Here is a 16,421-nt window from a genome sequence, read left to right on the forward strand (position 1 = left end):
CCGGGCGGACTTGTCGCCCGCCGGGTCCGTGGGACACTGGAGGCCGAGCCCGACGGTCTCCGGGGTGAGGAGGTGACTCTCGTGAGCAGCGCTCTCTCGCATCGCGACGATCGGTACGATCTCGCCGACTGGGCCGGCCTGGACCATGATCCCGACGGCCCGAGGATCGAGTTGATCGGCGGCAGGCTGCACGTGACACCCGCTCCGGCGCTGGGCCATCAGGCGTTCAGCGACGAGATCAGACGTCTCGTCGACGACGCGCTCTGGGATCAGGACCGGGCCGACCTCATGGTGGTCAGCGCGATCGGCGTCCGACTGGCCCCCGACATGGGCTTCATCCCGGACCTCGCCGTCATCCGCGCTCCGCGGGACGGCGCGACGAAGGTCGTGGCCGCCGACGTCTCGCTCATCGTGGAGATCGTCTCGCCGCGCACCCGCAGGCAGGATCGGATGTCCAAGCCCGCCGCCTACGCGGCGGCAGGCGTGCCCTTCTACTGGCGGGTCGAGCCGACGGTGGGCGAACCGCCGACCGTCGTCTGCGGAGAACTCGTCGACGGCGGGTACGTGACGCGCGTGATCGTCGACGCGGGCAGTCCGGCGCTGGTGACCTGCGCCCCGGTGCCGGTGCGGCTCGACGTCGACCGCCTCTACTCCCGAGTCTTCCGCCGCGGCTCCGGCCGCTGAGCCCGGCCGCCGCCCACGGCGATCGGCCCTGCGGGAGACGTCTCGCCGGACGCCGGTCTCCGCGGACAGGGCCGCTCCACGGACGGCAGCGCACGCCGCGGCGGCGTGGTCGGCCGCCGTGACCAGCCGATGAATCCGTGTGGCCTGCGGGATCACATCCGTCAGCGAGACGACCCACTCGTCGACATAGTGCGAGACCGCCTCGGGGCCGAGCCCGATCCGCGCCGCCCGCCGCTCCAGCCGCACGGCACGATCGGAGTCCACCGGACGCGCACCGGCGAAGCGGCCGGCCTGGCCTGCCACGCGGCACGGTCGGCGTCCGCGCCCGCACGGAACGAGTTCGGGCAGGAGTGCGCGAGCGCCCACTCGAAACCCGGCCGGCGCAGCGTGATAGCCAGGACGACCTCCTGATCGGGCTTCGTAGCCCGACGGCTGCGGTGCATCATCGGAGAGGAACGGCGGCTTGATCCGGGTCGTCCGGTACCGGCGGAACGGTTCGACGAAGGTGAGGCCGGGTCGGCCGCCGAGGACGCGGGGCCCGGTGTCACGCCGACGCCCGATCGGCCCGTCGACGACCGGGACTCCGCCGAGCCGCCGCACGCCGAGCCGCCACCGACAGGCCTGCCGCACGTCGACCCGCCCGGTGCCGAACCGGGTGTGACCTCGCGCTCTCCGCCCGCGACGCCGCCCCACCGACGTCGCCGACACGGCGAACGCGGGCGGTAATCCGCTGCCCCGCGTGGCTCGTCACCCGTACCCTGGTCGACGAGACCCCTCCCCGGCTCGTCCAGGGCAGGGGTGTGTCGTGTTTCCAGCGCCTGAGGAGATCTCCCGTCGTGTCCGCTCCGCTCGCCGGGCTGCTCACCGCCCTCCTGGGCAGCAAGCCCTTCCAGAACCTCGTCGACGCAGGCGGCTCGGCCACCGTCGAACTCGGCGGCCCGCCTGCGCTGCGGACCCTGGTCGCCGCGGCCCTGGCCGCCGAGCGGGGCGCCGACCGTCCGGTGCTGCTGGTCACCGCGACCGGCCGCGAGGCCGAGGAGAGCGCCGCCGTGCTCGGCGACCTGATCGGTCGCGACGTGGTCGCCGAACTGCCGTCCTGGGAGACGCTGCCACACGAACGCCTCTCGCCCCGGGCCGACACCGTGGGCCGCAGGCTCGCGGTCCTGCGCCGGCTCGCCCACCCCGAGCCGGGCTCGCCCGACACCGGACCGCTGCGGGTCGTCGTGACCACCGTCCGCAGCCTGATCCAGCCCTTGGCCCCCGGCCTCGGCGACGTCGCGCCCGTCCATCTGCGCGTCGGCGAGGAACACGACTTCGCCGAGCAGGTCGAGCGCCTCGCGAGCCTGGCCTACAGCCGGGTCGACATGGTGGAGAAGCGCGGCGAGTTCGCCGTGCGCGGCGGCATCCTGGACGTCTTCCCGCCCACCTGCGAGCACCCGTTGCGGGTGGAGTTCTGGGGCGACGAGGTATCCGAGATCCGCGCCTTCGCGGTCGCCGATCAGCGCTCGCTTCCCGAGCCGGTCGCCGAACTGCTCGCCCCGCCCTGCCGGGAGCTGCTGATCACCGCGTCCGTCCGGGCCCGCGCGGAGGCGCTCGCCGAGGACCATCGGGCCGACGCCCAGCTCTCCGAGATGCTGGACAAGATCGCGGCGGGCATTCCGGTGGAGGGCATGGAGGCGTTGATCCCCGCGCTCTGTGAGGGGGAGCTGGCGCTGCTGCCGGACCTCCTGCCGCGCTCCGCGCACGTCCTGCTGGCCGATCCGGAGAAGATCCGAGGGCGGGCCGCCGACCTCGTGCGCACCGGACAGGAGTTCCTGGAGGCCTCCTGGATGACGGCGGCGGGCGGCGGCGGGGCGCCCATCGACCTGGGCGCCTCCGCCTATCGCGACCTCGACGAGGTCGAGCAGCACACCACCGCCTCCGGCCGCCCCTGGTGGACGCTGAGCCAGCTGTATCTCGACGCCGCGGGCGACGCCGACTCGGCCGAGGCCGACGCCGAGACCGGCCTGGTCGCGGGGGAGCACGCCCTGCACCTGGACATCCGTCCCGTCGAGGCCTATCGCGGCGAGGTCGAGCGCGCGTTCGCGGACCTGCGTGCCCACACCGCGGCCGGCGGGGCGGCCGTGCTGGTGTTCCCCGGCGCCGGCACGGCCTCGCGCGCCGCCGAGCAGCTGCGGGACGCCGACGTCCCGGTCCGGCTGATCACCGACGGACTTCCGGAGGCACCGGCGGCCGGACTGGTCTCCATCGTGCGCGGCACCATGGAGGACGGCTTCATCGCGGCGGACCCGCTGCTCGTGGTGCTCACCGAGGCCGACCTGACCGGCGGCCGGGGCGGCACCTCCACGCGGGACATGCGGCGGATGCCGTCTCGACGGCGCAACGCCGTCGACCCGCTGGGCCTCAGCGCGGGCGACTACGTCGTCCACGACAAGCACGGCATCGGTCGTTATGTGGAGATGTCGCAGCGCACCGTGGCGGGCGCGACCCGCGAGTATCTGGTCCTGGAATACGCCTCCAGCAAGCGCGGACAGCCCGGTGACCGGCTGTTCGTGCCCACGGACCAGCTCGACGAGGTCTCCCGGTACGTGGGCGGGGAGCTGCCGACACTGAACCGCCTCGGCGGCTCCGACTGGGCCAAGACCAAGACACGGGCCCGCAAGGCCGTGAAGGAGATCGCCGCCGAGCTGGTCCAGCTCTACGCCGCCCGGCAGTCGGCCCCCGGCCATGCCTTCGGACCGGACACGCCCTGGCAGCGCGAGCTGGAGGACGCCTTTCCCTACACCGAGACCATCGACCAGCTCGCCGCGATCGACGAGGTCAAGGGGGACATGCGGCGCGCGGTGCCGATGGACCGGGTGATCTGCGGCGACGTCGGCTACGGCAAGACCGAGATCGCCGTGCGCGCCGCGTTCAAGGCGGTGCAGGACGGCAAACAGGTGGTCGTCCTGGTGCCCACGACGCTGCTCGCCCAACAACACCTCAGCACCTTCAGCGAGCGGATGCGCTCCTTCCCCGTCGTGGTGAAGGGGATGTCCCGCTTCACCGACAAGACGGAGTCCGACGAGGTGATCAACGGCCTCGCGGCCGGCGACGTGGACGTGGTGATCGGCACGCACCGGCTGTTGCAGACCGGCATCCGCTACAAGGACCTCGGGCTGGTGATCGTCGACGAGGAGCAGCGGTTCGGCGTCGAGCACAAGGAGCACATCAAGGCGCTGCGGACCCACGTCGACGTGCTCACCATGTCGGCGACGCCGATCCCGCGCACGCTGGAGATGAGCCTGGCGGGCATCAGGGAGATGTCGACCATCCTCACCCCGCCGGAGGAACGGCATCCCGTGCTGACCTATGTCGGCCAGTACGACGAGAAGCAGACGGCGGCGGCGATCCGCCGGGAGCTGCTGCGCGACGGCCAGGTCTTCTACGTGCACAACCGGGTGTCCTCGATCGAGAAGGCCGCCAAGCGGCTGCGGGAGCTGGTTCCGGAGGCGAAGGTCGTCACCGCGCACGGCCAGATGAACGAGGACCGGCTGGAGAAGGTCATCCAGGGCTTCTGGGAGCGGGAGTTCGACGTGCTGGTGTGCACGACGATCGTCGAGACCGGCTTGGACATCTCGAACGCCAACACTTTGATCGTCGAGCGCGGCGACATGCTGGGGCTGGCCCAGCTGCACCAGCTTCGCGGCCGGGTCGGGCGGGCACGGGAACGCGGGTACGCCTACTTCCTGTACCCGCCGGAGAAGCCGCTGACCGAGACCGCGCACGATCGGCTGGCGACCATCGCGCAGAACTCCGAGCTGGGTTCGGGCATGGCCGTGGCGATGAAGGACCTGGAGATCCGGGGCGCGGGCAACATCCTGGGCGCCGAGCAGTCCGGGCACATCGCGGGCGTCGGCTTCGACCTCTACGTCCGGCTCGTCGGCGAGGCCGTCGCGGCATTCCGGAAGCAGACCGGCTCGACCTCGGACGGCGACGTCGTGGAGGAGCCCGCCGAGGTGCGCATCGACCTGCCCGTCACCGCGCACATCCCCCACGACTACGTGTCGGGCGAGCGGCTGCGCCTGGAGGCGTACCGCAAGATCGCCTCGGCGGCGGGTGACTCGCCGCTGGACTCCGGGGAGCGCGTCGCCGCCGACGCCGAGGCGTTGCGCGCGGTCCGTGCCGAACTGGTCGACCGCTACGGGCCGCCGCCGGTGGAGGTGGACCGGCTGCTCGCCGTGTCGGCGTTCCGGCAGCTCTGCAGGCGTCACGGCATCACCGAGGTGACCTTGCAGGGCAACGCCGTCCGCTTCGCGCCGCTGGAGCTGCGAGACTCGCAGATCGTGCGGCTCGACCGCCTGTACCCGAAGGCGACGTACAAGCCCGCCCTGCGGCTCGTCTCGCTGCCCCGTCCCACCGAGGGCGGCGCGGGCGGCCGGATCGGGGCGCCGCCGCTGCGGGACGAGGCGCTGTTGTCCTGGGCGGAGGGTTTCCTGGCCGCGATGGCCGGAGTTCCGGCGCCGGCTGCCGCATCCGCGGGCAACCGTTCGTGAGAAGGTGTTCTCGTGAGGACTCTTCCGGGACGCCCCGTTCGGTTGATCGTTGCGCTCTCCGCGGTGACGGGCCTGCTGCTCACGGGTTGTTCGACCCAGCCGAGCAGGACCGGCGCGGCGGCGATCGTCGGTGATCACACGGTGATCTCACTGGACGACGTGCAGACCAGGCTCGACGCGATCTACGAGCGGGAGCCCGACCTGCGCACGCAGCTGATCCAGCAGGGCCAGGTCGACGACGTGTCACGCAGCATCGTCACCCTGTCGGTGCGGCACCGGCTGATCAGCGAGTTCGCCGAGCAGGAGGGCATCTCGGTCGACGACCGCGAGGTCGACGCGATGATCGAGCAGAGCGGCGGCGCGCAGGCCGCGGTGATGGGCACGCCCTTCACCGAGGAGAGCCTTCGCGCGGACGTCACCGACCAGCTGCTGCTGAGCCAGGTCGGCGAGGAGTACCTGGGACGGGTACGGATCGTCTTCGACTTCGTGCAGGCCACCAGCCGGGAGCAGGCCGTCGACCTGGCGGAACAGCTCGCCGCCGAGCCCGACCGCGTCGGCGAGATCATCGAGGAGAGCGGCGGGGCAGGCCTGCCCGGCGGCATGGGGCAGCCGCTGACCCCCGCCGAGAGCCCGGCACTGGCCGCGACGGCGTTGTTCGGCACCGCGGCGGGCAACGTGGTGGCCTTCGAGACCCAGCCGCAGAGCGGGCAGTGGATGGTCGCGGTGATCCACGAGCGCGAGATCGCGGAGGTCTCCGACCCGGCGGCCGCGGGCCAGGCGGACCCGTCGATGACCGCTCAGTTCGGCCTCCGGATGCTGGGCGCGGCCGCTCAGGACGCGCAGGTCGAGGTCAACCCCCGGTACGGCGTGTGGGACCCGACGACGGTGCAGGTGGCGCCGTCCGAGGGAGAGGCAGGCGGGCTGATCTTCCCGCTGGCCGCGTCCGCGCCGCGCGACTGATCGCCGATTCGGTGACCACGACCGCATGACGACGACGTCCACGACGGCACCCGACGTGACCTCGAGCCTCTTCGCGGGCACCACCGTGGTGCTCATCACGCCGCGGCTCGGGGCGGTGCTGCCCGCCGCCGCCCTGCCGTCGTTGCGTGCCGCCGCCGAGGTGTACGCAGATCCCGGACTGCCGGGACCGACGCGAGAAGAGCTGGCCGCGGCTGCCTCGCCTGCGATCGAGGAACTGACGGAACACGCCCGCCGTGCGGCGATCGTGCTGATCACCGACGATCTCGGGTCCGCACCCGCCAGGGCGCTGGTCGACGCGGGCGCCCCGGTCGTCGCCGGTGTCGAGCCGCCCGGCGCGCGGCTGCTCGACGCGGTCGACGTGATGGACCGTCTACGGTCGCCCGGCGGCTGCCCGTGGGACGCCGAGCAGACCCATCTGTCGCTGCGCCAGTACCTCGTCGAGGAGGCCTACGAACTGCTGGAGGCGCTGGAGGACGAGGACCGGCCCGCGTTGCGGGAGGAACTCGGCGACGTCCTGCTCCAAGTGCTCTTCCACGCCAGGATCGCGGCCGAGGACCCGAGCGAGCCCTTCGACGTGGACGCCGTGGCGGCCGACCTGGTCGCCAAGCTCGTCGGGAGGCATCCGCACGTCTTCGCGGGCACCGATGACGAGGTGGTGGACGCCGTGACTCAGCAGGGCCGGTGGGAAGAGCTGAAGCAGGTCGAGAAGCAGCGCACGTCCAGCATCGACGGCGTCGCCTTCGGCCAGCCCGCCGTCGCTCTGGCGGCGAAGCTCGGCCAGCGCACCGGCCGGGCGCGACTGCCCGACGACCTGCTGCCCTCGGGCGAGTCCGTCGGCGAGCGGCTGTTCCGTGCCGCCGTGCTCGCTCGGCGTGAGCGCGTCGATCCCGAGGGCGCGATACGGTCGGCCGCCCGCGAGTTCGCCGCGCGGGTGCGTGCGGCGGAGGACTCGGCCAGGGCCGCCGGGCTCGATCCCGCCGGGTTGACCGTGACGGACTGGCGGAGGCACTGGCCCGCCGACGCCTGAGGCGTCGGTGATCGCGGCGGGCGGCCGAGGCGGACACAGGTCCCGGCATCGTGCGGGCGCCGTCGGCCGGGCCGTCGCGCACGACGATCCGTGAGGGATTCGGCGTGGGCAGGCTCGCGGTCGGGGGTCGGCACGCGGAATGGTGTGATCTTGCGCAGGCTCGCTGCGTAAGGTCGAGCGATGAACGCCGGATATCTTCGAACGCCCCACCTGCACGGCGACCTGATCGCCTTCGTCGCCGAGGACGACGTCTGGCTGGCACCGGTCGACGGCGGACGGGCCTGGCGGGTGTCGGCCGATCGCGTCCCCGCCGCGAGCCCCCGCTTCTCGCCGGACGGCTCCCTGCTGGCCTGGACGAGCAGGCTCGACGGCGGAGAGCCGGAGATCCAGGTCGCGCCGACCGCCGGTGGCGCCGCCCGCAGGCTCACCTACTGGGGTGGCGCGAAGACGGCGGTACGCGGCTGGCTCCCGAGCGAGGAGCCGCTGGTCCTCGCGACGACCGAGGCGGGCGAGCCGTCCATGCGGCAGACCTGGCTGCATGCCGTGCCGTTGGACGGCGGGCCTGCGACGCGTCTGCCGTACGGCCCGATCGGCGGGGTCGCCTTCGCCCCCGGAACCCGATTCGAGGCCGCTGCCCGTAGTGCACCCGTGCTGCCGGAAGCCGGGGCGCTGGAGCCGATCGCGGGCGCGACCGGCGAGTCGATCATGGGCGCCGCGAGTCTCACGGTGGCGACGGGCGGCGGCGTGCTGCTCTCCTCCGTGCTCTCCAGCGAACCGGCGCGCTGGAAGCGGTATCGCGGCGGCGCCGCGGGCAGACTGTGGATCGACCGCACCGGAGACGGCGAGTTCGCTCGGCTGCTTCCCGAGGTCACGGCCAGTCTCGTCTGTCCGCTGTGGATCGGGGATCGCGTCGCCTTCCTGTCCGACCACGAGGGCGTCGCCAACCTCTACTCGTGCCTGCCGGACGGCACCGAGCTGCGCAGGCACACCGACCACGCCGAGTTCTACGCGCGCAACGCCACCACCGACGGGACCAGGGTCGTCTATCAGCACGCGGGCGAGCTGTGGCTGCTCGACTCGCTGGAGGACACGCCTCGTCGGCTGGAGGTCCGTACCGGCGGCCCGGCCGCCCCGCTCCGGCCTCATCCGATCGACCCGGCTCGCGACCTCGGCGGACTCGCCGTCGACCGCACCGGCCGATCCAGCGTCGTCGAGGTCCGCGGCACCGTGCACCGGCTGACCCATCTCGACGGCCCCGCGACGGTGCTGGCCGCCGAGCCGGGCACGCGCGCACGGATCCCCGCCGTGCCGGCCGCCGCGACCGAGAGCGTCGGCGCGGTCTGGGTCACCGACGCGGGCGGTGAGGACGCCTTGGAGGTGGTGCCCGCCTCCCCGGACGCGCCCGGCGGTCCGGTACGGCGGCTCGCGCACGGCGCGCTGGGCCGAGTGCTGGAACTCGCCGTCACGCCCGACGGCAGCACCGCGGCCGTCGCCGCCCACGACGGTCGACTCCTGCTGGTCGACCTCGCCGACGGCACCGTCCGCACCGTCACCACCAGTCGTGAGGGCGACGTCTCCGGCCTGGCCTTCTCCCCGGACTCGGACTGGCTCGCCTGGTCGGAGCCCGGGCCTTATCCGCTGCGTCGCATCCGCCTGTACCGGCGGTCCGACAACGAGTCCGCCACGATCGTCGACGTCACCGATCTCCGCTTCGTCGACCTCGAACCGGTGTTCACCCTCGACGGAAGGCACCTGGCCTTCCTCTCCCTGCGCACCTTCGACCCCTTCTACGACGAGCACGACTTCGACCTGGCGTTCATCGCCGCGTGCAGGCCCTACCTCGTCCCCCTGTCCGCCCACACCCCGTCGCCGTTCGGGCCCAGCCTGCACGGTCGCGCCGCGGGCCCCGGCACCGAGGACGGCGCCGAGCCGACCGAGGCCGCCGAGGTGCCCCGGACCGAGGTCGACGTGGCGGGACTGGCACAGCGCGTCGTGCCCTTCCCGGTCCGCGCGGGCCAGTACCACTCGCTGGCCGCCGCCAAGGGCGGACTGCTGTGGATCTCGGAGCCGCTCACCGGGACGCTGGGCGACGCGCAGTCGCCGGCCGACACCGCACCCTCCCGATCGGAACTCGTCCGCTTCGACCTCGGCCGGAACAAGGCCGAGGTCCTCGTCGACGGACTGGACGACTTCCGCGTCAGCGGCGACGGCACCCGGCTAATCTTCACCGACGGCTCCACCAGCAGGGTCGTCTCCGCCGAGCGCAAGGCCGGCGGAGAGGGCACCGGGCCGGACGAATCGCTCGCGCTGGACCTGAACCGGCTCCGCGTGGAGGTGACGCCGACCGTCGAATGGCGGCAGGCCTACGACGAGGCAGCCCGACTGATGCGGGATCACTTCTGGCGTCGCGACATGGGCGGCGTCGACTGGGCCGCGGTCACCGCCCGGTACCGCCCCCTGGTGGACCGGCTCGGCAGCGCGGACGACTTCGTCGACCTGCTCTGGGAGGTCCAGGGCGAGTTGAACACCTCGCATGCCTACGTGCTGCCCAAGGACACGGGCGGCGACCCGAAGACCCGGCAGGGCCTGCTCGGCGCCGACCTGCGACGCACGGCCGACGGACACTGGCGGATCGAGCGCATCCTGCCTGGCGAGATCTCCGACACCAAGGCCAGGTCGCCGTTGGCCGCCCCCGGTGTCGCGGCCCGACCCGGCGAGGTGCTGCTGGCCGTCGACGGCAGGCCGGTCGACCCGACGACCGGGCCTGCCCCGCTGCTGGTCGGCACCGCCGATCAACCCGTGGAGCTGCTTCTCGGCCCCGCCCAGGACGGCCCCACGGTGGCGGCGGGCAGCGACCGTCCCGCCGACCAGAGCGACCCCCGGCCCGAACCCCGTCGGGTCGTGGTGGTTCCGGTGGGCGACGAGGAGCCGCTGCGGTATCAGGACTGGGTCCTCCGGCGGCGGGCCCACGTCCGCGCGCTCTCCGGCGGCCGCGTCGGCTATCTGCACGTCCCCGACATGCAGGCCCTCGGGTGGGCACAGCTCTTCCGTGATCTGCGGGTGGAGACGCAGCGCGAGGCGTTGATCGTCGACCTTCGGGAGAACCGGGGCGGCCACACCTCGCAGCTCGTGGTGGAGAAGCTGGCAGGCAAGGTCATCGGCTGGCAGGTCGCCGACGACGGGGCCTACGGCTGGACCTATCCGCAGCACGCGCCGCGCGGGCCGCTGGTCGCCGTCGCCGACGAGTTCTCCGGGTCCGACGGCGACATCGCCACCGGCGCGATCAAGGCGCTGGGACTCGGCCCGGTGGTCGGGGTTCGCACCTGGGGTGGCACGGTGGGGATCGACATGCGTTACCACCTCGTCGACGGGACCGTCGTCACCCAGCCCCGATACGCGACCTGGATCGAAGGGCAGGGGTGGGAGATGGAGAACCGCGGCGTCGAGCCGGACATCGAGGTCGTCCGGGCCCCGCAGCACTGGGCTCGGGGCGAGGACCCGCAGCTCGACACGGCCGTCCGACTCGCCGTGGAGAGCCTCGCCGGGCGGCCCGCGGCGGTGCGCCCCACGCTGCCGCCGATCTGATCCGGTCCCGGGCACGACGACCGTGACGCGCTCCCCCGAAGCGCCCGTTCGGGGGAGCGCGTTGGTTCGTTCGGTCTATTCTCGCCGGATGGTCGACGGGCTACCGTCTCGTGGGTCGTGTGCGCACTTCGCAAGGACACCTCCGGCGGTGTTCGCGCTCGGTCCCGAATGGAGCCGGGCATACACCCTGCGGCGGACTAGGAGGACGTACTCATGTCGGTCTCGTCGACAGAGCCGGAACCGTCACCCGAGCCACCCGCTCGAGGACGCTGGACCCGGTTCGTGGTCGCAGGCGTCGGTCTGGCGGTCATCGCCGTCGTGGTCAACATGATGAGCGCTCCCGACCGGGCCGAAGGCGATCGCCTCCAGGCCATGGCGCTGGAGATGCCTCGGACCGCGCCGCCGGACCGGGGAGCCGAGGTGCCGGAGGTGATCCCGGTCGACCACCTGCGACCCATGCTGCTCGACGAGCGGCCGCAGGAGCAGCTCGCCGACTGGGCGGACAGCCTGGCGGATCCGCTCAACATCCCGAGGGCGGCCCTGGAGGCCTACGGGTACGCGGCCCAGGTCGTCCGGCTGGAGAACCCCGGCTGCGGCGTCACCTGGACCGTGTTGGCCGGGATCGGCCTGTCGGAGTCCAATCACGGCCGCTTCGGCGGGGCCACCCTCGACGACACCGGTCGTCCGTCGACGCCGATCATCGGTCTTCCGCTCGACGGGGGCCCCGGAGTCAAGGAGATCCGGGACACCGACGGCGGCGAGCTGGACGGCGACACCGTCTACGACCGGGCCGTCGGACCGATGCAGTTCATTCCGACGACCTGGAAGCGCTGGGGCGCCGACGCCGACGGCGACGGCGTGGCCGATCCGCAGGACCTCGACGACGCCGCGCTGACCGCCGCGCGATACCTGTGCCACGCGGGCGGCGACCTCACGGACTCGACCGGCTGGTGGCGGGCGGTGCTGACCTATAACGAAAGCCGCAGCTACGCCGAGGCGGTGTTGGCGCAGGGCGAGGAGTACGGCCGGATGAGTCGCGCGGTACTGGCCAACGACTGAGCACCTCGGTCCGCCGCCGCGTCGGAAAGGGCATCGTCGGACGCGGCGGCGTCCTCAGCCGTCGGTCGGCGGGCGCGGCAGCCGTTCCGGCCCGGTGGCAGTCCGGGCATCCCGGCGCCCCGTAGCCTGAGCGGGTGTCCGACTTCTGGTCGCAGGCCAGCACGCCCACACCGAAGCCGTCCGCTCGTCGCAGGTCGAGATGGCCGGGTCTCGTCGGCGGGCTGCTGGTACTCGGGTTCGTCGGGGGCTTCATCGCCCTCGGCTTATGGTTCGTCAGCAGCGACCGATTCGCCCTGGACGTGGACTTCGACACCGGACCGGCACGCCCGGCGAGGGTCCCGGTGACCCCGGCGCCGGTCGAGCCCAGCGAGGCCGCCCCGCCCCAGGCCGTGGTGCCCGCGCCCGACCTCGCGGTCATCGAGGGCGCCGCCGAGTCCGGCGCGGAGGCGGAGCAGGAAGACCAGGAGTCCACAGCGGACGGCGCAGGCGAGGAGTCCGCGCTGGAGCGACGGGATCCGCTGGAAGCCTGGGCTCGGGACATGGCCACGGTCGTCGACGCGCCGCCCCGGGCGTTGCGGGCCTATGCCAATGCCGAGGCCCGGCTGCGGGCCGAGCAGCCCGACTGCGGGCTGTCCTGGACCACGCTCGTCGGCATCGGGCGTGTCGAGTCCGACCACGGCCGATTCGGCGGCGCCCAGCTCGGCGAGGACGGCAGGCCGACGATTCCGATCTACGGCCCGCCACTGGACGGCTCGCCCGGCGTGATGGCGATCCCCGACACCGACGGCGGCGAGATGGACGGTGACGACGTCTGGGATCGGGCGGTGGGACCGATGCAGTTCCTCCCCACCACCTGGGAGCTGGTCGGCCGGGACGCCGACGGCGACGGCGTGGCCGACCCGCAGAACATCGACGACGCGGCGCTGTCGGCGGCCACCTACCTCTGTTCCGCCGGACGGGATCTGAACACCGGGGACGGCTGGTGGTCGGCGGTGTTGACCTACAACAACTCCGTGGACTACGGCAGGCGGGTGTTCGGCCTCGCCGAGACCTATGCGGGCTACAGCCTGGCGGAGGAGCCGGCGGAGGACGGCGGCGAGTCGTGACGTCGCCCCGGCGGGCCGGAGGAGGCGCTGGTGGCTAGGGCCGCCGCGCCGGTGATGGGCCGGGCGGGCCTGGTGGGTCGACGGGGCGGGCTCGTGCTGCGGCGAGCGATGGGCGCTGGGGGCGGGAGCTCGGGCGGGCGTGGCGCGGTCCGTGCGGGGCACACCACCCGATCGATATCTTGCCTTGATAGAACATGTGTTCGATAGTCGTGTCATGGTCATTCACGTGCTCACCGCCCTCGTGGCGATCACCGTCCTGATGGCGCTCGCCCGCTCCATGGCCGTCGTCGTCCTCGCCGTCCCCGCCGCGGTCGCCGTCCCCACTGCTGTCTCCGTCCCGGCCGCTGTCGCGGACTCGGCGATGAGGCGCCTGTGCGGATCGTGGTGTTCTCGACCTTCTGCGGCTGCCGCTTCCCGTGTGGAATCAGGAGTGCACGCATGCCCGAGTGATGCGGCTGTATCGATGATGCGCGTCGGGCGTAGATCCTCGGACACTCGTCCGGCGACGGCATGCGGGGTGCTGGAATTTCCGCGGCCGGGGCCGCGTGGATCGCCCGGTGTGGCGTGATGCCAGGCGTGTGGATGACTCTCGGTGTCCGATGATGTCGTGGAAGTCACGGACGGCTCGCGTGTCCTGTATCACGTTTCCGTCGTCGCTCCTGGCGGGTGTCGATCGTCTTCGTGCCTGACTGTCGATCCGGAGGTAATCGGGCATATCGGTCGCGTCGTAGCCTCGCGATATGGCCGATATCAGGTCCTTTCTTCGAGAGATCGGGCCGTCGTCCTACCCTCTGCGGTGGGCGGCGGTGATCGGCGGCCTGCTCGTCTTCGTGATCCTGGTGGGCTTCATCGGCCTCACCATCTGGGCCGTCAACAGCGAACGGGTCACTCCCGAGCCGGAGCCGGAGCCAGACCACGGCCTCGAGATGCAGCGTCCGCCGCCCGCGCCGCCTCGGGTACCGGTGACGCCCGCGCCCGTCCAGCCGGAAGTGTCGATACCGCAGCCCGCCGCAGTGCCCGCCCCGGATCTCGAGTCCATCGGTACCGGCGGCGACGGCGAGGAGCCCCCGTCGGCGCAGGGCGAGCCCGGCGACACCGAGCAGTCCGTCGAGACGTCGTCGAACCCGCTGGACGTGTGGGCTCGGGACATGGCCACGGTCATCGACGCGCCGCCCCGGGCGTTGCGGGCCTATGCGAACGCCGACGCGCACCTGCGGGTGGAGCAGCCTTCGTGCGGTGTCTCCTGGACGATGTTGATCGGGATCGGCCGTGTCGAGTCCGACCACGGTCGGTTCGCAGGAGCCGAACTCGGCGAGGACGGCAGGCCGACGATCCCGATCTACGGCCCGCCGCTGGACGGCTCGCCCGGCGTGATGGCGATTCCCGACACCGACGGCGGCGAGCTGGACGGTGACGACGTCTGGGATCGGGCGATGGGTCCGGTGCAGTTCCTGCCGACCACCTGGGAGCTGTACGGCCGCGATGGGAACGGCGACGGCGTGGCCGACCCGCAGAACATCGACGACGCGGCGCTGTCGGCGGCCACCTACCTCTGCTCCGAGGGCCGTGACCTGAACACCCCGACGGGTTGGTGGTCGGCGGTCCTGACCTACAACAACTCCGTCGACTACGGACAGCGGGTCTTCAACCTGGCCGAGACCTATGCCGGTTATGTCCCCGAGGAGTGACCGGACCATCGAGGTCGACGCAGTGTCGACATCAGACGGAGCGCGAGGCCCGTAGGGGCCCGGCACGCGGAGGCGGACGACCCGATCGCCCGCGCGGTCGCGAGCCGAGGGCGGAGGGAGAGTCGGTTGATCGAGCGTGGGTGCCCGTCACTCTGGTGGGGCGACGCGCCCGCCGCAGGCGGCGCTGTCCCATGCCTCCCTCCCTGTGCCAGCGGCCTGCGCGGATGCCGACTCGTCCGGACGAAGGCGCGCAACTCCGCGAGGGTGTGGAATCCGTATTCGTGCACGGCAACGAGAACGGTGGAACCGGTTCCTGAACACCGAGGTCACGAAGGGCTGCTCTCCACACACGTGAGGGGCCGGCCCCGGCCGCGGACCCGTGCGCGGAACACCGACGGTGCTCGCCGCACACGTGGAGGTCGGTCGGCGAGACGATGTCTGTACGCGAACTCCACGGCGTGCTCGCCACACACGTGGGTCGGGTCGGACTCCGGCGGGCGCGGAAGGATCGGCCCGGATGCTTCTCCACGTATCTGGAGATCGATCGACGGCTGTCTGGTGAACGGGAGCAGGGGACGTGCCTTTCATGCGGGTGGAGGTCGGATCGCTCCCGGTGTGAAGACGATCGGCCGAGGTTGGTGGCAGGGGGATGACGTCGGCTCTCACCCGTGGGGGTGTGGGGCGGCCCCGGGGGACGGCGAGGGCGTGCGTCGCACCGTCGGCGTGTCGGGGCGGGTTGGCCGGGATGCCTGCCGGCCCGCACGCAGACCCGTCGTTGCGGGCCGTCTTGCTGCTCCGTCTCGGCCGGCGTGGCTCGAAGACCGCGTTCTCGCTGACTCCGGGAAGACGCTCTCCCGCTCAGAGCGAAGCACGAGGGCGCCGGCGTCGCCCGGCGCCCGATGTCGGCTTCTGATGGTCGTGCCCGGCTGTCGGTCCGGCCTTGGTCATGGACCGCGGCGGTGGGACGTCGGATCGTGACCTCAGTTCTTCAGCCCCGCCCTCGGCGCTGGACGCGACACCCGGAGCCGTGGGCTCCGGGTGTCGGCCGGTGCCCGGTGGTGCTGACGGGCCCGGTGGTGCTGACGGGCCCGATGGTGCTGACAGGCCCGGTGATGCTGACGGGCGATGGTGCTGAAGGCTCAGCGGTCCTGAAGGGCGACGCGCGCGCTGACCTCGCCCAGCGCGTCCTGATACTCGGGCGTCGGATGCATCGCCGCAGCCATGCGGATCTGTGCCAGCGCCTCGGTGAGTCTGCCCTGTCGTTGTAGCGTGCGGCCGAGGGCCAGGCGTGCGTAGTGGTCGGCGGGATCGAGCTCGAGGGCGGTCGTGAAGGCCGCCTCGGCCCGGTGGAACTGGGCGGTGTGCAGATAGGCCCGGCCCGCGAGAAGTTGGACGCTGCGGGCGGCGGGGTTCTCGGCCAGCACCGGACGCAGCGCGCGCAGCGCCTCCAGCGGGCGCCGATCGGCGAGCAGCGCCTCGGCCCGGCGGAAGGCGTCGAAGATGTCCTCGCTACTCATGGTCGACTCAACGCTACGCGGGCCGGCGCTGTTCCACGTCCGCCATCCGGTGGGCCTGGGGTGGGGCAGCGGTCACCCGGAGTGGTCTCTTCGGCTGTTCGACCGGGACGCACCGGTTCGGGGAGCGGTCGGTGCGGGGCCGCCGTGGGGCGCTGTGGACGCCCGTGCACGCGGCGGACCGTCGTCCGTTCGAGGCCCGGTGCCCGCACAGCGTGGCGCACCCGATGACCAGGGGGCAC

General features: G+C 72.4%; 9 protein-coding genes and 2 pseudogenes. 8 read left to right on the forward strand and 3 right to left on the reverse strand.

Annotation, left to right across the window (positions count from 1 at the left end):
* Window positions 1-81 precede the first annotated feature (81 nt).
* Window positions 82-684 (forward strand): Uma2 family endonuclease, encoded by a 603-nt coding sequence (locus AHOG_RS03505; protein WP_157736611.1) that lies wholly within the window; start codon window positions 82-84, stop codon window positions 682-684.
* A gap of 108 nt (window positions 685-792) precedes the next feature.
* Here AHOG_RS03505 and AHOG_RS30405 read toward each other — a convergent pair.
* Both AHOG_RS30405 and AHOG_RS30410 read right to left on the reverse strand, forming a co-directional pair.
* Window positions 793-987: pseudogene (locus AHOG_RS30405) on the reverse strand (DUF4291 family protein); the annotation flags it as partial.
* A pseudogene (locus tag AHOG_RS30410) lies at window positions 951-1,130 on the reverse strand (DUF4291 family protein); the annotation flags it as partial. The pseudogenes AHOG_RS30410 and AHOG_RS30405, both read right to left, overlap by 37 nt.
* Window positions 1,131-1,520: 390 nt before the next feature.
* On the opposite strand from AHOG_RS30410, the gene mfd reads away from it, so the two are divergent.
* The 7 genes from mfd to AHOG_RS03545 all read left to right on the forward strand — a co-directional run bounded on the left by mfd (window position 1,521) and on the right by AHOG_RS03545 (window position 14,665).
* On the forward strand, window positions 1,521-5,219 hold the full coding sequence (gene mfd, locus AHOG_RS03515) for a transcription-repair coupling factor (protein WP_093940078.1): 3,699 nt from the start codon (window positions 1,521-1,523) through the stop codon (window positions 5,217-5,219).
* A gap of 12 nt (window positions 5,220-5,231) precedes the next feature.
* On the forward strand, window positions 5,232-6,179 hold the full coding sequence (locus tag AHOG_RS03520) for a SurA N-terminal domain-containing protein (RefSeq protein WP_093940079.1): 948 nt from the start codon (window positions 5,232-5,234) through the stop codon (window positions 6,177-6,179).
* 25 nt (window positions 6,180-6,204) lie between these two features.
* Window positions 6,205-7,227, forward strand: coding sequence for a nucleoside triphosphate pyrophosphohydrolase (locus AHOG_RS03525; RefSeq protein WP_093940080.1), 1,023 nt, complete (start codon window positions 6,205-6,207; stop codon window positions 7,225-7,227).
* 180 nt (window positions 7,228-7,407) lie between these two features.
* Window positions 7,408-10,812: a S41 family peptidase gene (locus AHOG_RS03530; RefSeq protein WP_093940081.1), complete on the forward strand. Its 3,405-nt coding sequence runs from the start codon at window positions 7,408-7,410 to the stop codon at window positions 10,810-10,812.
* A 282-nt stretch (window positions 10,813-11,094) separates the two neighbouring features.
* Entirely contained in the window at window positions 11,095-11,871 is a 777-nt protein-coding gene (locus AHOG_RS03535) for a lytic transglycosylase domain-containing protein (protein WP_245856537.1), read from the forward strand.
* A 134-nt stretch (window positions 11,872-12,005) separates the two neighbouring features.
* Complete coding sequence (locus AHOG_RS29720) at window positions 12,006-12,977, forward strand: lytic transglycosylase domain-containing protein (RefSeq protein WP_245856538.1); 972 nt, start codon at window positions 12,006-12,008, stop codon at window positions 12,975-12,977.
* A 740-nt stretch (window positions 12,978-13,717) separates the two neighbouring features.
* Window positions 13,718-14,665, forward strand: a complete 948-nt coding sequence (locus AHOG_RS03545; RefSeq protein ID WP_093940082.1) for a lytic transglycosylase domain-containing protein — start codon at window positions 13,718-13,720, stop codon at window positions 14,663-14,665.
* Window positions 14,666-15,804: 1,139 nt separating this feature from the next.
* Here AHOG_RS03545 and AHOG_RS03550 read toward each other — a convergent pair.
* Window positions 15,805-16,182, reverse strand: coding sequence for a tetratricopeptide repeat protein (locus AHOG_RS03550; RefSeq protein WP_093940083.1), 378 nt, complete (start codon window positions 16,180-16,182; stop codon window positions 15,805-15,807).
* Window positions 16,183-16,421: the final 239 nt, after the last annotated feature.

The organism is Actinoalloteichus hoggarensis (genome assembly GCF_002234535.1).
Taxonomy (GTDB): Bacteria; Actinomycetota; Actinomycetes; order Mycobacteriales; family Pseudonocardiaceae; genus Actinoalloteichus_A; species Actinoalloteichus_A hoggarensis.